The following is a 17074-nucleotide window of genomic DNA, read 5'->3' on the forward strand; positions in this document are numbered from 1 at the left end:
TTCCGGGCCCCGTGCCCATCGAACCCCTCACCTCCACAACGGGAAGCCCAGGCGAATGACCGACAACAGCGCACACACCCGGACCCTCCTCGACATGGCCGACCTCCTCAAGCCCAACGCCGTCCGCGTGGTTGCCACCCTCGGCATCGCCGACCTGGTGGCCGAGGGAGGCGGCACCGCCGCGACGCTGGCCGAACGGGCCGGCGCGCACCCCGAGGTGTTCGCGAAACTCCTGCGCTACCTCGTGGAACTGGGGCTGTTCACGGTCGACGCCGACGGCGTCCACGCCCTCACCGACCTCTCCCGCCCGCTGCTGCGCAGCCAGGAGCCGAGCCTCGCCCAGTACCTCAGCATGGAGGGCCTGTTCGGCCGGGTCTCCCTCGGGCTGGTGGGCCTGCTGCACACCGTGCGAACCGGCGAGGCCTCCCACGCAGCCGTCTTCGGCCGCGACTACTGGGACGAGATCAACACCGACCCGGTCTACGTCAGAGCCCTGGAGGCCGAGGGGCCGACCGAGGCCGGCTGGGACGCCGACGCCGTGATCCGCGCGTACGACTGGTCGACGGTCCGCAGCGTCGCCGACATCGGCGGCAACAACGGCACCCTGCTCATCGAGCTGCTGCGGGCCCACCCGCACCTGCGGGGCACCGTCGTCGACCTGCCCAACGTCGCGGGGATCGCCGCCCGCCGCATCGAGGAGGCGGGCCTGGCCGACCGCGGCACCGCCGTCGCCGCCAGCTTCTTCGAGGAACTGCCCAAGGGACACGACGTCTACCTGTTGTCAGGGATCCTCGCCGACTGGAGCGACGAGAAGTCCGTGGCCATCCTGCGCCGCGTCGCCGAGGCCGCCGGCCCCGACGGGCGGGTGCTCCTCGCCGAGATCAACCTGCCCGAGATGGGCACGGGCCTGGCCGCCGCCGACGCGGCGCTGCGTGTCGCCGCCACCGTCCCGGTCCCCGCACGGACCGTCGAGGCCGTCAAGGACCTGGCCGAGCGGGCCGGTCTCACCCCGACCTGGCAGGGTCCGGTCACCCCGGTGCGGTCCGTCGTCGAGTTCTCCCCGGCGGCCGCCGGGGACCGCGTCCCGGAGGTGGCCGGTGCTTGAGTTCGACACTCTCACCAAGGGGTTCGGCGACAAGAAGGTCCTGCGCGGACTGTCCTTCCAGGTCCGCCCCGGTGAGCTGTACGGGTTCTGCGGAGCCAACGGCGCCGGCAAGACCACCGCCATGCGCATCGCGCTCGGCATGCTGGCCGCCGACACCGGCGAGGTCCGCTTCGAGGGCCGTCCCGTCGACAGCGCCGGCCGCCGGCTCATCGGCTACATGCCCGAGGAGCGGGGCCTGTACGGCAAGATGCGCCCCCGCGACCAGCTCGTCTACTTCGCCCGGCTCAGCGGCATGGGGGCCCGCGAGGCCAAGACCCGGGCCGACGAGTGGATCGAGCGGCTCGGGGTCAAGATGGGCCCCAAGGACGTGCTGGACAAGCTGTCGCTGGGCAATCAGCAGAAGGTCCAACTGATCGCCGCCCTGATCCACCGCCCGGGTGTGCTGATCCTGGACGAGCCGTTCTCCGGCCTCGACCCGGTCGCCTCCGACGCGATGGCGCAGGCGCTGACCGAGTTCACCCGCGACGGCGTCCCCGTCGTCTTCTCCAGCCACCAGCTCGACCTGGTGGAGCGGCTGTGCGACCGGGTGGGCATCGTCCGCGACGGCGCCCTGGTCGCCGAGGGGACGGTGGAGGAACTGCGCGGCAGGAACACCCGTCGCCTGGAGATCGCCCTGGAGGGCGCGCCGGCCGGGTGGGCGTCGGCCGTTGCCGGCACCCGCGTCGTCGAGGCGCGCCACGACCGCTACACGCTGGAGGTCGAGGAGCAGGTCCCCGTACGGGAGATCCTCTCGGCCGCCCAGTCCCACGGCGACATCGTCCACTTCGCCTGGCGCGAGTCGTCCCTGACCGAAATCTTCCGCGAGGCGGTGGCAGCATGAACCGGAACACCCCGCACGGGCCGCTGACCCTCGTCGGCCTCGTTGCCCGGCGCGAGATCGTCACGCAGTTCCAGCGCAAGGAACTGTGGGCCTCCCTCGTCATGATGATCCTGGTGTTCTGCGGTGCCCTCGGGCTGCAGAAGGTCTTCACCGGCGCCGCGGACCGTCCGGTCGTCGCCGTCGTCGGCGAACACCGGGACCTGACCGAATCGCTGCGCGCGCAGACCGCCGGGGCATCCGGCGACGGTGGCGCGCGCGGCGTGCAGGTCGTCCCCTACGAGAACGAGGCGGACGCGGAGGCCGCCGTACGGGCGGAGAAGGCCGACGCCGCGCTGGTCGGCGAAGGCCGGGTCCTGGTGCGCGAGAAGCTTCCCGAGCCGCTGGCCGGCCCGCTGTACGAGGCCCACCGCACGGCGCAGACCACCGAACGGCTGCGGGACGGCGGACTGACCGACCCCGCCATCGCGCGGGCCCTGGCCGTACGGCCGCTGACCGTGTCCGCGCTCGACCCGGACGCGGACCGTACGACCGAGCGGACCATGACCGCCGCGATCGGCGTGATGGCCCTGTTCTTCCTGACCTTCATGTTCGGCCAGGGCATCGCCCAGGGCGTCCTGGAGGAGAAGTCCAGCCGGATCGTCGAGGTGTTGCTGGCCAAGGTGCACGCCTGGCAGCTGCTGGCGGGCAAGGTGCTCGGCATCGGGCTCGTGGCGTTCGTGCAGATCAGCGCCATGGCGGCGGGCGGCGTCACGGTCGCCATCGCCGCCGACCTGGTGGACGCGCCGGCCGACGCGATCGGCACCAGCGTGTCCGTGGTGCTCTGGTTCATCCCCGGTTTCCTGGGCTTCGCCGCCCTGTGGGCCGTCGCGGGGGCCCTGGCCTCCCGGGCCGAGGACCTCCAGCACGCGGCCGGTCCGGTCAGCATGCTCCAGACCCTGAGCCTGATGGCCGCGCTGGCGCCCTTCACCGGGATCAGCGACACCCTCACCCGGGTGCTCTCCCTGGTGCCGGGCCTGTCCTCGGCCGTGATGCCGGTCAGGATGGCGAGCGAGAGCGTGCCGTGGTGGGAGGTCGCCCTGGCCGGCGTCCTGCTGCTCGGTTCGATCGCCGCGCTGCTGCGCGTCGGCGGCCGGATCTACATCGGTGGCCTGCTCCAGCACGGAGGCATCGTCAAGGCCCGGACCGCCCTGCGCAACGCCCGACTGGGGGGAATGTCATGACCGGCACCACCAAGACCGAGGCGGTCGCCGAACGCGCCGCCGACTCCTGGGACGGCGAACTGCGCATCCTGCGCGAGCTGTTCCGGCCCGGCAACCGGCTCCAGATGGCCGTGATCGCCCTGCTCGCGGCGGTCTCCGCCGCCGCCACCCTCGCACTGCCGCTGGTCGTCGCCGAGCTGGTCCAGCAGGTCCAGCAGGGCCAGGGACTCACCCCGGCCGCCCTGCTGATGATCGGTACCGGACTGGGCTCCGCCCTGGCGGGAGCGCTCGCCGCGTTCCTGCTGTCCCGCCTCGGCGAGCAGCTCGTGCGCCGGCTGCGCATCACCACGATGCGGCGCGGCCTGGCGATGCGGCTGTCCGACGCCAAGGCGCTGGGCAGCGGCGACCTCGCCACCCGGCTGACCGCCGACGCCATGCAGCTCAAGGGCGCCATCAACATCGGGCCGATCCAGCTCCCGATGGCCGCGATCACCCTGCTCGGCACCATCGTCATCATGGGCGCCCTGGATTGGGTGCTGCTGCTGATCACCCTGGCCGGCTTCGTGTGCGCCCTGGCCATCGTCGCCGTCGTGATCCGCGGACTGCGGCGTACGTACCAGAGCATGCAGGACGACATCGGCACGCTGACCCACCAGTTCATCACCGCGCTCGACGCCCTCGTCGTCATCAAGGCGTACCGGGCGGAGGAACGGGTCGGCCGCACGCTGGACGGTCACGCGCGGCGGCTGGAGAAGCTGGGCGTGGACGCGGCGCGCATGGAGTCGCTGGTCGTCCCCGTGATCAACCTGGGCCAGCAGATCGCCCTGCTGACCGTCCTGCTCGGCGGCGGCGCCCGGCTCGTCTCCGGTGACCTCGCCCTCCCCGACTTCGTCGCCTTCCTCCTCTACCTGCTCCAGCTGACCGCTCCCCTGATCATGGCGGCCTCCGGTGCCGCGCAGATCCAGGCCGGGCTCACCTCCAGGCAGCGGTTCAACGACGTCTTCGCCCTGCCGGTGGAGGACCTGGCGCCCGGCACGGCCGAGCAGGCCCGGACGGCGGGCGGCCGGAACACCCCCGATCCGGCCCCCGCCGTCCGATTCGAGGACGTGACCTTCGGCTACGGCCACGAACCAGTCCTGCGCGGCGTGGACTTCGAGGTCCCCGCCCGGGGCCTGACGGCCGTCGTCGGTCTCTCCGGCGCCGGCAAGTCCACCGCACTGGCCCTCATCGAACGGTTCATGGAGCCGCAGTCGGGCCGTGTGCACCTGTTCGGAGAGGAGGCCGCGCGCCTGCCGCTGAACGAACTGCGCGGCCGGATCGCCTTCGTCGACCAGGCGTTCACCCTGCTCGGCGACACCGTACGGGCCAACCTGAGCCTGGGCCTGGCCGCCGTGCCGACCGACGAGGAGCTGTACGCGGCACTCGCCGCGGTCGGCCTCGACGCCCCCGTCCGGGCGCTGCCCGACGGCCTGGACACCGTCCTCGGCGGCGCCAACGACCTCTCCGGCGGTCAGCGCCAGCGGGTCGCCCTGGCGCGCGCGGTGCTGGCGGACAGCAGCCTGGTCCTCCTCGACGAGCCGTCCTCGCAGCTCGACAGCGTCAACGAGCAGCGGCTGCGACAGATCGTCGACACCCTCGCCGAGGACCGCGCGGTCCTGGTGGTGGCGCACCGCCTGTCCACCGTCCGGCACGCCGCGAAGGTCGTCGTCATGGACCGCGGCCGGGTCATCGCAGAGGGCACGCACGACGAACTGCTCGACTCCAGCCCCGCCTACATCGAACTGGTCAGCGCCCAGTTGCTCAGCGGCGCCGCCACCCCGGCGGCCCGGTCCACGAAGGAAGTCACGGCATGACCAAGTACTCGATCATGATGCCGTTCATGCCGACCCGGCACGAGCAGGCGCTCCCGCTGGCCGCGCTGGTCGCCTCCGGCGCCGCGGACCGGCTGTGGCAGGGCCAGGCCCTGATGTCCGAGCCGTACCAGACGTTCACCTACGCGGCGGCCTCCGGATTCCGGATCCCGGTGGGCACGGCGGTCACGCTGATGCCCTTCCGGCACCCGATCGAGGCGGCGCTCCAGGCCAAGTCCCTCGCGGTGACCACCGGCCACCCGGTGGTCGCGGGCATCGGACCGGGCGCGGCGATCCTCCAGAAGAACGTGCTGGGTGCGCCCTACCGCAGCCAGCTGGGCGCGGTGCGCGAGTACTTCACCATCATGGGCGGCCTGCTGGCCGGCCGCGAGGTCGAGCTGCGGGGCGAGTACTTCGACTGCCGCATCGGGCTGCCGTCCCTGCCAGGACCGCCCGTCGAGCTCGGCGCCGGCGTGCTGCGGCCGAAGATGGCCCGGCTGGCCGGCGAGGTGGCGGACGTGGCCATCACGTGGCTGACCCCGCCGAAGTACCTGCGGGACGTCATCGTTCCCGAGCTCCGGGCCGGGGCCGAGGCCGCGGGCCGGCCGATGCCGCGCCTGGTGGCGATGGTCCCGGTGGCGCTCACCACGCCCGACCGGGACCCGGCGAAGCTGGTCCTGGCCGGCAACACCGGCCACCTGTCGATGCCGCACTACCAGGACATGCTGCGCCGCTCGGGCATCGACGCCGACCAGCCCGACCCGCTGGCCGTCGCGAAGGCCGTGATAGAGGGCGGTGCGTTCGTCCACGGCGACATCAGCGAGGTGCGGGACCGGCTCGTGGAGTACGCGGCGGTGGGCGTCGACGAGATCGCGCTGAACCTGACCGGCGTGTGCCAGGTGGAGGGGCTGCCCTCCGCGCTGGCGGACCTGCGGGCGATGCTGCCGGAGCTGACGCGGTGAGCGCGGGTACGCAGGCCGTCGCGACCCAGGTCATGCCGGCCCCGGAGGCTGCCCCCGAGGCCGCCGCCGTGCAGGCCGCCCCCGGTTCCGTGGCCGCCGTGCCGGAGCCCGCCCTGGGGATCTCGCGGCTGCTGCTCGTGGTGACCGGGTCCGTGGCCGCCGCCGAACTGCCCTACTGGCTCGGCTGGTTGCGCAACACCTACCCGTCCCTGGTGCTGCGGATCGGGGTGACCGCGAGCGCCGAACGGTTCGTCAGCCGGGTCACGCTCGCCGCGCACAGCGGCGCCGAGGTCCTGCCGGACCGCTGGGCCGAGGACGAGGTGCACGCGCGGCACGTGCTGTGGACCGAGTGGGCCGAGGCTGTCGTCGTCGCCCCCGCCACCCTGCACTTCATGGCGCGCCTGGCCCTCGGGCTGGCCGACAGCCCCGCGCTGCTGGCCGCGCAGTGCACCACCGCCCCGGTGGTACTGCTGCCCGCGCTGCCGCCGGGCGGGCTGCACAGCGCCGCCTACCGGGCCCACCACGCGGCGCTGGCCGCCCGGCCCAACGTGGCCGTCCTGCCGCCGCGTCCCGGGCTCTCCATGACCACGGGCCGCGAGGACGCCTGGGCCCCCGCACCGCTGCCGGACGCGCTCGCGATGGTCGAGCAGCGCCGTCGCGAACTGGCCGCCGCCAGGTCCGTGCCCCTCCCGGCGCCGGCGAGCACGCTGTGACCGCCACCGCGGTGAGGGAGATCGCCGAGGACGTCGGCGGCGGTCCCGTCCGCTTCGGGACCGGCCTGCTGCGCACGACCGTCCACGGCGGCCTGTGGATCCGCGAGCCCGGACCACTCGCCCCCGCCGGCTTCCACCCGCTCCCGACCACGCTCCCCGAGACTCCCCGGACTGCGGGCGTGCGCCTGGTCTACGGGGAGGAGCTGCCCGGCGGCGCACGCGCCTACCGGGGCCTGTCCGGGGGCGAGTCCGTGGCCGGCCACCTGCTGCGGCACGGCCCGCACCCCGGGCTGCGCACGCCCCTGCATGCCCTCGGCCGTGCCCTCGCCGCCCTGCACACCGCTCCCGTCCCGGTGCCCGCTCCGGCCGGCGTGCCGGCCCCGTCCACCGCCTCGCGCGGCTGGGCCCGGCTCGACGTGTGGCTCGCTGGCCGCGCGCCGGAGGTCTGGGCCGCTCAGGCCGCGTCCGTACTGCGCGAGCGGCTCGGCGCCGAGCGCTGGCACCGGCTGCGCGACTGGACCGCCGAACTCGCGGCCGACCCGGCCCTCGTCGTCTCCCACGGCGCGCCCGGCCTCGGCTCGCTCGTCGCGGCCCCCGCGTCCGGCCCCGCCGCCGACGGCCCCGTGGAGCTGCTGGCCGGCGAGGACCTGTGCCTCGCCCCCTGGTACTCCGACGTGGGCTGGGCCGTCGGCGAGCTCACCGAGCTCGCCTGGCAGCTCGGCGGCGACAACCAGACCTGGCAGTCCCTCGTCGACGCCGTCGAGGAGGGGTACGGGCGCCCCCTCGGCCCGCTGCGGCCGCGGCTGGCGGCCCTGCGCATCGCCCTGCACCTGCACGACTACACCGCCTACGTCGGCTGGCACCCGGAGACCGTCGAACGCTTCGCCGGCTTCCTCGGCTACCTCACCGGCCTCGGCGGTCCCACCGCACCAGGAGACCACTGATGCACCGCTTCACCCTGCCCAACGGGCTCCGGGTGGTGCTCGCCCCCTCCCACCGCCACCCCCGGGTGGCGGTGGCCGTGCACTACGGGGTCGGATTCCGGTCCGAACCCCCCGGCCGCGAGGGCTTCGCGCACCTCTTCGAGCACCTCATGTTCCAGGGCAGCGCCCAACTGGCCGGAGGCGAGTTCTACGACCGGATCCACCGACTCGGCGGCTCGGCCAACGGCACCACGCACCAGGACTACACGGACTACTACCAGGCCGTGCCCGCCTCCGCGCTCGACGGGGCGCTGTTCGCCGAAGCCGACCGGATGCGGGCGCCGCTGTTCACCGAGGAGGCCCTCGCGGAGCAGCTGGAGGGAGTCGCCCTGGAGATCCGCGGGACGACCGTGGACCGCCCGTACGGCGGCTTCCCCTGGCCGCTGCTGCCCGCCGTGCTCTACCGCTCGTACGCCAACGCGCATGACGGGTACGGGGACGCGGAGCGGCTGCGCGCGGCGACCGTCGCCGACTGCCGGGCCTTCTTCGCCGAGCACTACGCGCCCGGCAACGCCGTGCTGACGCTCGTCGGCGGGTTCGACGCGGCCGAGGCCCGCGCGCTGGTGGAGCGGCACTTCGGGGACATCCCGGGGCGGCCCGTGCCCGCCCGCCCGGACCTGCGCGAGCGGGCACCGGAGGCGGACCGGTGGGCGTACGGCACCGAACCCGGCGTGCCCGCGACCGCCGTGGCGCTCGGTTTCCGGCTGCCGGACCCCGCCGGCGACCTGGCCGGGTACCTCGCGCACACCGTGCTGGCCCGGTTGCTGCGCGCCACCGGCGCGGCGGGCGGTGGCGGTCCCGTCGAAACGAGCTGCGGCTTCTTCGGGCCGCTCGACGCCCTGGCCCCCGAAACCCTGGTGGTCACCGGGCTGCTGCCGCCGGACACCGCCCCCGAACGGTTCGTGGAACGGGTCGACGCCGGGCTGGCGCACTGGGCTGAGCCGGGCACGCCGGGCCACGGCGAGGCGGTCCGCACGGCCGTCCGCGACCTGGCCCTGGACCACGTGCGCCGCCACGACGACCTGCAGACCCGGGCCCGCGCGCTGGGCCGGCTGGAGCTGCTCTTCGGCCGCCCCGGACTCCTCGCCGAGCTGCCGGACCTCCTGGCCGACATCGGCCCCGCCGAAGTGGCCGGGGCGGCGCGGGCGTTGCGCGGGTCGGCACGGGCCGTGCTGGTGCTGGCGCCGGGCCCGGAGCGCACGCGCCCGGCGCCGTACGAGGCCCCGGCCGCCCCGGTCGGTACCCCGCGTGCCACCGGGGAACCGGTGGTGCCCGCGTGGGCCGAGACCTTCACCCCGGCCGGCACCCGCGTGGTCTGCTACCGGGACGAGCGGACCCCGCTCGCCGAGCTGCGGATCAAGGCGCCGCTCGGTCCGGACGGCTGGCGTGCCCCGGGCCGGATCCGGCGGCTGGCGTACGAGGCCCAGCTGCGGGCGGGCGCGGCCTGGCACGCCACGGGACACTTCGGCACCGTCCAGGTGACCACGGACGACCAGTGGCTGGAAGTGAGCGGTCACGCGCCGGCCGAGCGGGCCGGGGACTGGCTGCGCACGGTCGCCGAAGCGGTCCTGGCCGCCGGTACGGGCGCAGCGGGCGCGCCGAACGGGCCCGCGCGGGCGACGGCGTCGGCCGCTCCGGCAGCGACCGCGCTCCAGCGGGCCGCCGACGCCGCGCTGCGCCGGCGGCTGGTCCCGGCGGCCGGCGGCGCCGCCGCACTGCCCGGACCGGCGGGCGCCGTGGTCGTGGTGACGGGTCCCGGCGACCCGGACGCCACGGCCGCCCTGGTGGCCCGTACCCTCGCCGGGTGGAACGCCGCCGACGCCGTCACCCCCGAGGGGGCGGCGCCGGGGCCCGGAGACGCCTACGGAGAGGACACCGTGCTGACCCTGCACCGGACGGGTGCCGCCGAGGCGCACGTGACCCTCTGCGCGCCCGCGGCGATGAGCACCGCGACGGAGGCCGCGGACTACCTGGCCACGGCCGCGCTGGGCGGCTGGTTCGGCTCCCGGCTGGCCGTCGACCGCACTCCTGGCCTGACCGTGATCATCGGTCGCGACACGATCGCCGCGGGCCACCGTGCTTACCTGCGGGCCTGGCGCGAAGGGCCGTACCGGCCGCATACAGTAAGGGAGTTGCGCGAGCAGGTGCGCCGGCTGGCGCGCGAACCGTTCACGACGGCCGAGACGGACGCCACGCGGATCTTCTGCGCGGGCCAGGTGCTGAGCGTGTTCGACACACAGGAGACCCTTGCGGACATGCTCTGTCAGACCGCCGCCTACGGGCACGACGCGACCTGGCTCATGCGCCTGCCCCGGGCGCTGCGCGAGGCCCCGCACACCGACGTCTCCCGAGCCGCCGTACGGATGTTCGCGGAGCGCCCGCTGACGGCCCTGACCGTGCGGACGGACGCGCCGGACCTGACGGGGACGGCCGGCACGGCCGACACGGACGAGGCGGCGCGGGCCCTGCCGGGCGGGCGGGCGGCATGACCGACGGCCCTCGCGATCCCGCGCAGCGGGACGCCGGTGCGCTGACCTTCCTGCGCGTCCTGGTGATGCCCTCCCCGGCGACGGTGTCCGCGCCCGCCCACGAGCGGCCCTGGGCGCCGGAGACCACCGCGGTGCGCGTGTCGTCCCTGCTGCCGCCGGGATGGCGCGGAACGGTGCAGTTCTTCGCCGTCGGCTTCTCGCTGGCGGTCGTCCTGCCGCGGGCGACGCCCGCCGAGGCCGTCACCGAGGAACTGCGGAGGCTCTGGCAGGACCCGGGGCTGGTCGGCTGGGAGTGGCTGCTCGACCCCGAGGACACCCCGAGCCGCTGACGCGGCGGGGTGTCCCGTCCCCCCTCCCCGGGATCCGGGGGCTGGTCAGATCCAGCCGCGGTCGCGGGCCAGCAGCGCCGCCTGGAAGCGGTTGGCCGCCTCCAGCCGACCCATGAGCGCGGCAACGTACTTGCGGTAGGTGCGGACGGAGACGCCGACCTCGCGCGCGCCGATCTCGTCCTTGTCGACCATCTGCATGGTGGCCAGGATCTGCCGTTCCAGCTCGGACAGTCCGCCCTCCAGGCCCTCGCCCACCGCAGGGCTGCCGACGACCTCGTCGAGCTCGCGGCTCTCGGCCCAGATCCGGTCGAAGAGCGAGATCATGCCGCCGACGAGACCCGGCTCGCGGACGGCGACCGCGCCCAGCGTCGAGTCGTTCGGGTCGATGGGCGCCAGCGCGGTCTGGCGGTCGAAGATCAGCAGCCGTTCGGCGGTCCGTTTCACGACCCGGATCCGTACCCCCTTGGTCGTGAGCTCCTGCAGGTAGGCGGCGGTGGCCAGGTCTGCGACGGCGCCGCTCTCCACGATGGTGCGCATCGCGACCCCGCGCCGCAGCAGCTGCTCGGTCAGCGGTCGCGCGGCGGCGATGTTGTCCTTCGTCATCGGGCCGCCCGGCTGGGTGGCGAGCAGTTCCGTCCGACAGAAGAACGACAGCTCGTCGAGTTTCTCGCGGACTTTGACGAGGCCTTCGAGCCGTTCGATGAGCGGCGCGTCGGTCCGGGAGCCGCCGTACGGGCCCCCGTTGTCGAATTCCTGTTCGCGCAGCAGGGATTCGAGCAGGTCCCGGGTCTCCGAGACGTGCCGCATTTCTTCGTGGAGGGCCTTGAGCCGCCGCTCGACGAGCCGGGCGACCACCGTGCTCGGCGCGACCGGCCGGTAGACGTCCGTCCCGTCCGCGGTGGCCATGCCCATGGCCACCAGAGTGTTCAAAACGGATTCCGCGGCCTCGGCGTCGTCGCAGCCGAGGTGGACCGCAAGGGTGTGGGGCGTCGCCCGTGTACAGCGCAACAGGCCTCTGTATGCCTGCTCTTGCTTTTCTTCTACTCCGAGCCGACCCAAATGGTGATGCATGTGATTCCCCCGCATTGCTTTCACCTGGGCTTCTGGTCAAGCCCAAGCAAAATCGGATGATAGTGCGGTGATCGTTCCACGGCTATGTTTTCGGCTTTCAGCCACCTGTTTCACGCCACGTCCCTGCCATTGGATGCGTGAACGGGCAGGAGCCGGCCATACCATCCCCGGGCCCGGCGCGGGTTCGCGTGGGCCGACGACCGTGCGACCGGGGGTGCCGAGACCCACGCGCAGGATCACACGTAGACCGTGGCAAGCGGGTCAAACGGTCCCGGGCGCTCGCCCGGGACCGTTTCGCATACCCCCGAGGAAGTGCGGGGCTCGTGGGTGCGCCGGCCTTGGAAGACGTGTCGTCGACCGCCGCTCTCGCGGGCGCGCTGTCGTGGTGCCGGCCGGGGCTTCGCGGGCGCGGCTACGCGCTGGTGTCCATCCACGTGACGCGGGTGATGGTGATGGCGTCGGGGTTGCCGCTGAACCACTCGACGAGCACGGGGTGGCCAGGAACCGGGAGGTCGTGCACGTCGCCGAACCGGTCGGTGGGGGTGGCGCCCGCCGGGACGGTGTCCTGCTCGTGCGCGGCGGTGATGACGGTGAGGGTCCGTACGGTGGCGGCGAACGCCTCGGGTGCCTTGTCGGCCATGGCGGACAGCACCGCGGCGGCCTGGTCGCTCAGGCCGTGGCGCACCGGCGGCTGCTCAGGGCGGTGAGGACCTCGTCGAGCGGGTGCAGGCCGGACGGGTCGCCGGCTCGTAGGGCGGCGACCTGGGCGCGGTCGGCTTCGCTGCGGGTGGAGTCGGCGACGGCTCGAAGGTGCCACCGGTCCATGACGGCGAGCATCGCATCCCCCGCCTCGGCGGCCAGCAGCTCCTCAAGAAAGAGGCCCTTGCGGGTCGGGTTGAGGGCGGCGGCGATCGAGTTCGGGGTGCGGGGCAGGGGCTCGGCCTCGTGCTGGGGCAGTGCGTTCACGAATTTCACTCCCTCGGTGGCGGGGCCGGCCGGCACCCCGGTCGGCTCGGACGGCCGCCCGGGGTTCCGTTGCACGAGACCATTCTGCCCGGCTGCCGTGGTGTGTGGTGATGGGCCCGGGGGTCGGTCAGGCGGACGCCGTTCGGGTGTGGGAGACGAACGTGGCGAAGGCGTCGGGGCCGATCCGCAGGATCGGGCCATCGGGCCGTGTGGAGTCCCTGACGGCGATGGCGTCGTGGCCGATGCCGGTGAGGGGCGCGATTTCCACGCATTGGCTCTCATTCGCCCCTGAGTGGCTCGACTTTCGCCAGGGGAGCGCGGCCTGTGCGGCCGGGGGGAGCGTGGTGGTCATGCGTTCAGCCTTTCGCTGTGGCTGCCGCCGGCGGGGATGGCGCGACAGGCCGGTGGGTGAGGCGGTCGGGTCAGAAGACGGGGGGTCGGCCCGCGCGGGTGAGGCGGACCACCGTCTTCCACGACATGGGCCGTCGAGGTCCTTGTCCCCCGGTCAGTCCTTCCCGGAATCCGGCGAGGGAGACCTGGAGGGCTTTGCGGTCGTGGGTGCGCGCCAGGGTGAGGAGCCACCACGTGGCGAGGTTGAGGGCGATGAGGGGGCGGGGGAGGTTCCGGCGGGCGACCCATACGCGGTTGCGGGCGTTGAGGCGGTGGAAGGTGTCGTGGCGCGCGGGGTCGGTGGCCGGGTGGTGGACGACGATGTCGGGCAGGTATCGGCCGTGGCAGCCGAGATCCCACAGTCTCCAGGCGAGTTCGACCCCCTCGTGGAAGAGGAAGAAGTGACCGGGCCAGCCGCCGGCCCGGTCGTAGAGGTCGCGGCTGACCATGACGACGCCTTCGGCCATGACCGTGACGATGCCGGAGCGGGCCGGGTCGGAGGCCCGCAGGCGCGGTACCCACCGGCGCAGGGTCGTGCCGGTGACGGGGTCGCAGATCCGGGGTTGCGCGTAGGCGAGGTGGGGGTCGCGGGGGAATTCGGCGACCAGACGCGCGAGGGTGTCGGTGTCGGGGAGGTGGGCGTCGTTGTCGAAGAAGAACAGGTAGTCGCCCTTGACCTGGTCGGCGCCGATGTTCCGGCCCTCGGGGATGCCGACGTTCTCCGGCAGGTCGACGGTGCGGACACCGGCGGGGACCTGGTCGGGGACGCAGCCGTTGCCGACCACGACGACATCCAGCTCGATGCCCTGCTGGGCGAGGAGGGAGGCCATGGCCCGGGGGAAGTCGTCCGGGCGATCGTTCATCGTCAGGACGACGGCGCCGACCGTGGGACGGGTGGTGCCACCGCTCACAGAACTGCCTTCCGCTTTCGTGTGGTCCGCAACCCTGGCTAGGTTATAGAGGGTGACAACCGATCCCGTGGCTTTCGTGTCCGCTCTCGTCGCCGACGTCCTGAACGCGGATGCCGATGCGAACGCGCGTGCCGCGCTGCTGGAGCCCGCGCTGAGAGCCAAGTACGCCGCTGCCTTCGCGATGGGACGCAGAGAGGCCCGCGCCCTCAGCGCGCCGGATCGCGACCGCTACCTCTGCGCCTTCGCCCCGCACTGGACCGCCAAGGTCGCCGCAGCCTTCCTCGACATCGGGCCGGTCGCCCTCACAACCGCCTCTACGGACAAGCCCACGGCACACCGCGTGAACGCGACGGCCACTCGGTCCCCCGGGGACCCTTCCCGTACACCGGCCGTGACCTACCGCCTCAAGTCGGACGCCGACGGCACGTACCTGCGACTCACCGACATGGACGTTGACGGAGTCTCGGTGCTCGGCACGGAGAAGGAGCTGATCCAGAGCATGCTGCGGAGCGACGGCTTCGAGGCGGTGCTGGCTTTCCTCGAATCCGGGAGCCGACACGAACGCGGAGCGCATGCCGCGAAGAGCGATTAGTGGCGGCCCCCTACAAACCGACCCCCGCCGGGTGCTGGCCGCGATGGAAAAGGACGGTCACGGCCTTGAGCTCGTCGTGACCGCGCATACCCGCGACCAGCGGTCATCGAGCTCATGGCGATGACCGCCTCTTACCACTGCGGAGGACGTCGACTCGACCTGGACCACAGCATGCCGATCGGGGAACAGTGGGTGCCGGGGTCGAGTTCCGCAGGCGTCACGGGCACGAGGCGTTGGAGCAGCTCTTCGACGAGGCAGAGATCATCCCCACCGACCCTATCCGGGCGTCGGTTGCCCGAGTCCGCTGATCACCCCTTGGGGACCGGAGACTGCCCCGCGCGGCCGCAGCCTGATCGCTCTCACTGGTCCGCTCTCGGCATCAGAAGAGGACGGGACCGCTCGGTGCCGCCGAGTTGATCTGGCTGATCTTGGACTTGTCACGCTCGGCTTCGTCGATCCGGTCGAGCAGGCTGTCGCGGATCTTCAGCAGCCTGCTGCGCTGGACAGGGTCCGGGCGCAGGAGGGAGCAGCGGACGCAAGCTTCTCTGAACTTCCGGGAGCCGACCAGTGCGCCCTGGCCGTCGAGATGTCGGTGGCAGCTGACAGCATCACGGTCATGACCGACATTGATGACCTCGTGCAACGCGTTGCCCTTCGGGCCGCATCGGACAGCGAGGATCTTCCCGTACCTGTCGGCGATGCCCAGATCGCGGAGGCCGAGGGGCAACTGGGCTTCGCGATGCATCCCCTACTTGTGCGCCTGTATCGCGAGGTCGCCGACGGCGGCTTCGGCCCGGACTACCGACTGCTGCCACTGCTCGGTCCGGGCTCCAGCATCGTGGGCGAGTACCTGACGCGGCGTGAGGCGTCCGTTGGAGTGGAGCACCCGAAGTGGCCCGAAGGCGTCGTACCGATTCTGACCTGGGGTTGTGCCATGTACGCAGGCATTGATTGTCTCAGTGAAGACGGTCAGGTCCTGCTCTTCGAGCCGAACCCGTACAGCGGCGGGTCGTGGGATGCGTGTTGGTTCCTTGACTCCGCCGGCCTGGCAGCGTGGCTGGAGACCTGGCTTGCAGGAACAGGCTGGTTCGAGGAGGACGCCTTCGACAGGGACGACCTGGTCGAGCCTCAGCCATGGGACCAGGCCGCAAGCCGACTGTCCTACGGCGCATAACGGAAACACCAACGCTTCGATGACCGGGCCAGTGCCCGCGTCCTGGTGAAAGTCGCAGAAGGACCGCAGCACGGTCTCGCGGTGCGCTCGCGTCGCCACCGCGTAGATCAGCCTTGGCCCTGCTCGCCCCGTCACGGCGTTCGGCACTCCGGCCGTCGGCTCGGCAGCGGGGCCGGCCGCCCGCGCCAGTGCGCTCGGAGGGGATTTGGCGCGATCGCCATCGACCGGGCGAAGTCCTGGGCCTCCATCCTGGTAGCCCGGCGCCACTCCACTGCGGGGCATTCCAGGAACCGCCACCACGGAAGCAGGCCCATCCCGTACGAGCCGATCGTCGGCGGTCGCGAACAGGCCTCAGCTCGGCAAACAACTCGGACACCGGTTCCACCACCGCGCCCGTAGGAAGGGAGCCGGAATGTGACACGGCTGTGGTGACCTGCAGGGCGGGCTGACTTGCTGTGCAAGCCGGACTGTCCACTATATGGATGGACAGTCTCCGAGGTGGGAAGTGACGGTTTCCAGGGGAGCCTACACAGTATCTTTCTTTTGATGCAGGTTGTCGTTGTTCGGGGCAGCCACTGCTCGTTTTTGTGTTCGGGTGGTCCGACGGCTCTCCAGTGCCTGCCCGGCGGGGGCAGAGTTGCTCTCGGTCCGCGAAGGGGCGGGACCTTGGGGCGACAGAAGGGGCTGACATGGGTCTGCGGAAGTGGTTGAGGGCAGGGGCCGTCATGGTCGTGGTCACGTCAGGCTTGGCCGTGATGGCTCCGTCGGCCTCGGCGGCCACTCGCCGCGGCGGTATCGACCTGGGCGCCTACTGTCAGAGGACAGTCGCTCCGGGGGACGGCAGCGTCGCCCGCTTGGTTGAGAACCATGCGAGGGGATGGCGCTGCGTGGACTCGATGTGGATTGGCGCGCCGTATGGCTGGGCGACCTACAACGTGCGAGGCCTGGACCTCAACCACGCCTGTAGGTTGCAGTACGGCAATGGGGCGTATGCAGTACTTGAGCAGAACCATGCGCGAGGCTGGGCGTGCTATCGATAGCACGCGCGTACAGCGAAACGCGGAAGCCTCAACTCCCCAAAGCGGGAAGATGCTGGGGAGTTGACGGCCGGCGAAGCGTGGCCCCCGGGCTTTCAAGAAGACTCGCCGGGGCTGCTGCCCGCATAGCGGGTCCACCCAACGGGCCGAAAGCCTGGACCCCGTGAAACGGGGTCACTTCGGGCGAAGCCCGAACCAGTCCGAAGCGCAGCGAAGGACCCCGGCCCAAAGGGCCGGCCTTGCTCGGGCGCAGCGAGAACGTCTCGCTGCCTGCGCGCAGCGCAGGGGACTCCCTTCCAGAGTGCGCAGCACTCTGGGCCCTCCGGCTCGGCGCAGCCGGGCCGGAGGGCCCAGCTCGGCGGGTCGCTTCCTTCGCGCGAAGCGCGAAGGGTTCGCTTCCTTCGCGCGAAGCGCGAAGGGTCC

At 72.5% G+C, this 17074-nt stretch carries 17 protein-coding genes; 11 read left to right on the top strand and 6 right to left on the bottom strand.

What is annotated here, in order from left to right; all coding sequences use genetic code 11:
- The first annotated feature begins 55 nt into the window (after positions 1-55).
- Genes ACZ58N_RS38000 through ACZ58N_RS38040 form a run of 9 tightly spaced genes read left to right on the top strand, consistent with a single transcriptional unit; the run spans position 56 to position 10510 of the window.
- Positions 56-1105 (top strand): methyltransferase, encoded by a 1050-nt coding sequence (locus tag ACZ58N_RS38000; protein WP_471169938.1) that lies wholly within the window; start codon positions 56-58, stop codon positions 1103-1105.
- On the top strand, positions 1098-1985 hold the full coding sequence (locus ACZ58N_RS38005; protein ID WP_471169941.1) for an ABC transporter ATP-binding protein: 888 nt from the start codon (positions 1098-1100) through the stop codon (positions 1983-1985). Before ACZ58N_RS38000 ends, ACZ58N_RS38005 begins: the two co-directional genes overlap by 8 nt.
- Positions 1982-3205: an ABC transporter permease gene (locus ACZ58N_RS38010; protein ID WP_471169943.1), complete on the top strand. Its 1224-nt coding sequence runs from the start codon at positions 1982-1984 to the stop codon at positions 3203-3205. Before ACZ58N_RS38005 ends, ACZ58N_RS38010 begins: the two co-directional genes overlap by 4 nt.
- Entirely contained in the window at positions 3202-5037 is a 1836-nt protein-coding gene (locus tag ACZ58N_RS38015; RefSeq protein WP_471169946.1) for an ABC transporter ATP-binding protein, read from the top strand. Before ACZ58N_RS38010 ends, ACZ58N_RS38015 begins: the two co-directional genes overlap by 4 nt.
- Positions 5034-5996, top strand: coding sequence for an LLM class flavin-dependent oxidoreductase (locus ACZ58N_RS38020; protein WP_471169948.1), 963 nt, complete (start codon positions 5034-5036; stop codon positions 5994-5996). Before ACZ58N_RS38015 ends, ACZ58N_RS38020 begins: the two co-directional genes overlap by 4 nt.
- On the top strand, positions 5993-6709 hold the full coding sequence (locus ACZ58N_RS38025) for a flavoprotein (RefSeq protein ID WP_471169951.1): 717 nt from the start codon (positions 5993-5995) through the stop codon (positions 6707-6709). Before ACZ58N_RS38020 ends, ACZ58N_RS38025 begins: the two co-directional genes overlap by 4 nt.
- Positions 6706-7653, top strand: a complete 948-nt coding sequence (locus tag ACZ58N_RS38030) for a hypothetical protein (RefSeq protein WP_471169954.1) — start codon at positions 6706-6708, stop codon at positions 7651-7653. The genes ACZ58N_RS38025 and ACZ58N_RS38030 overlap by 4 nt, the downstream gene beginning before the upstream one ends.
- Positions 7653-10181, top strand: coding sequence for a M16 family metallopeptidase (locus ACZ58N_RS38035; RefSeq protein WP_471169957.1), 2529 nt, complete (start codon positions 7653-7655; stop codon positions 10179-10181). Before ACZ58N_RS38030 ends, ACZ58N_RS38035 begins: the two co-directional genes overlap by 1 nt.
- Positions 10178-10510 (top strand): hypothetical protein, encoded by a 333-nt coding sequence (locus ACZ58N_RS38040; protein ID WP_471169959.1) that lies wholly within the window; start codon positions 10178-10180, stop codon positions 10508-10510. Before ACZ58N_RS38035 ends, ACZ58N_RS38040 begins: the two co-directional genes overlap by 4 nt.
- Positions 10511-10555: 45 nt before the next feature.
- Here the strand turns inward: ACZ58N_RS38040 and ACZ58N_RS38045 are convergent, their stop codons facing one another.
- From ACZ58N_RS38045 to ACZ58N_RS38065, 5 genes are all read right to left on the bottom strand, one after another.
- Positions 10556-11518: a helix-turn-helix transcriptional regulator gene (locus ACZ58N_RS38045; protein WP_471169961.1), complete on the bottom strand. Its 963-nt coding sequence runs from the start codon at positions 11516-11518 to the stop codon at positions 10556-10558.
- Positions 11519-11993: 475 nt separating this feature from the next.
- Positions 11994-12266, bottom strand: a complete 273-nt coding sequence (locus ACZ58N_RS38050) for a hypothetical protein (protein ID WP_471169964.1) — start codon at positions 12264-12266, stop codon at positions 11994-11996.
- A complete protein-coding gene (locus tag ACZ58N_RS38055) occupies positions 12251-12547 on the bottom strand; it encodes a hypothetical protein (protein WP_471169967.1) in 297 nt (98 codons plus the stop codon). The genes ACZ58N_RS38050 and ACZ58N_RS38055 overlap by 16 nt, the downstream gene beginning before the upstream one ends.
- Before the next feature lie 127 nt (positions 12548-12674).
- On the bottom strand, positions 12675-12899 hold the full coding sequence (locus ACZ58N_RS38060; RefSeq protein ID WP_471169970.1) for a DUF397 domain-containing protein: 225 nt from the start codon (positions 12897-12899) through the stop codon (positions 12675-12677).
- A gap of 70 nt (positions 12900-12969) precedes the next feature.
- Entirely contained in the window at positions 12970-13848 is an 879-nt protein-coding gene (locus ACZ58N_RS38065) for a glycosyltransferase family 2 protein (RefSeq protein ID WP_471169972.1), read from the bottom strand.
- Positions 13849-13900: 52 nt separating this feature from the next.
- Between ACZ58N_RS38065 and ACZ58N_RS38070 the strand changes: the two genes are divergently transcribed.
- Positions 13901-14440: an ABC transporter substrate-binding protein gene (locus ACZ58N_RS38070; protein WP_471169974.1), complete on the top strand. Its 540-nt coding sequence runs from the start codon at positions 13901-13903 to the stop codon at positions 14438-14440.
- 379 nt (positions 14441-14819) lie between these two features.
- Here the strand turns inward: ACZ58N_RS38070 and ACZ58N_RS38075 are convergent, their stop codons facing one another.
- The gene (locus ACZ58N_RS38075) at positions 14820-15083 is read right to left on the bottom strand and encodes a hypothetical protein (RefSeq protein WP_471169977.1); all 264 of its coding nucleotides are present in this window, start codon (positions 15081-15083) and stop codon (positions 14820-14822) included.
- Here ACZ58N_RS38075 and ACZ58N_RS38080 point away from each other — a divergent pair.
- Positions 15057-15614, top strand: a complete 558-nt coding sequence (locus ACZ58N_RS38080; protein WP_471169980.1) for an SMI1/KNR4 family protein — start codon at positions 15057-15059, stop codon at positions 15612-15614. The two genes, ACZ58N_RS38075 and ACZ58N_RS38080, sit on opposite strands and share 27 nt — an antisense overlap.
- Positions 15615-17074: the final 1460 nt, after the last annotated feature.

The organism is Streptomyces sp. NPDC040432 (assembly GCF_055595445.1).

What these genes read in the sequence shown, in the direction of transcription:
- ACZ58N_RS38000 (WP_471169938.1), top strand. Translation starts at nt 56, where the DNA reads ATGACCGACAACAGCGCACACACCCGGACCCTCCTCGACATGGCCGAC.
- ACZ58N_RS38020 (WP_471169948.1), top strand. Translation starts at nt 5,034, where the DNA reads ATGACCAAGTACTCGATCATGATGCCGTTCATGCCGACCCGGCACGAG.
- ACZ58N_RS38060 (WP_471169970.1), bottom strand. Translation starts at nt 12,899, where the DNA reads ATGACCACCACGCTCCCCCCGGCCGCACAGGCCGCGCTCCCCTGGCGA.
- ACZ58N_RS38010 (WP_471169943.1), top strand. Translation starts at nt 1,982, where the DNA reads ATGAACCGGAACACCCCGCACGGGCCGCTGACCCTCGTCGGCCTCGTT.
- ACZ58N_RS38035 (WP_471169957.1), top strand. Translation starts at nt 7,653, where the DNA reads ATGCACCGCTTCACCCTGCCCAACGGGCTCCGGGTGGTGCTCGCCCCC.
- ACZ58N_RS38080 (WP_471169980.1), top strand. Translation starts at nt 15,057, where the DNA reads ATGACCGACATTGATGACCTCGTGCAACGCGTTGCCCTTCGGGCCGCA.
- ACZ58N_RS38040 (WP_471169959.1), top strand. Translation starts at nt 10,178, where the DNA reads ATGACCGACGGCCCTCGCGATCCCGCGCAGCGGGACGCCGGTGCGCTG.
- ACZ58N_RS38015 (WP_471169946.1), top strand. Translation starts at nt 3,202, where the DNA reads ATGACCGGCACCACCAAGACCGAGGCGGTCGCCGAACGCGCCGCCGAC.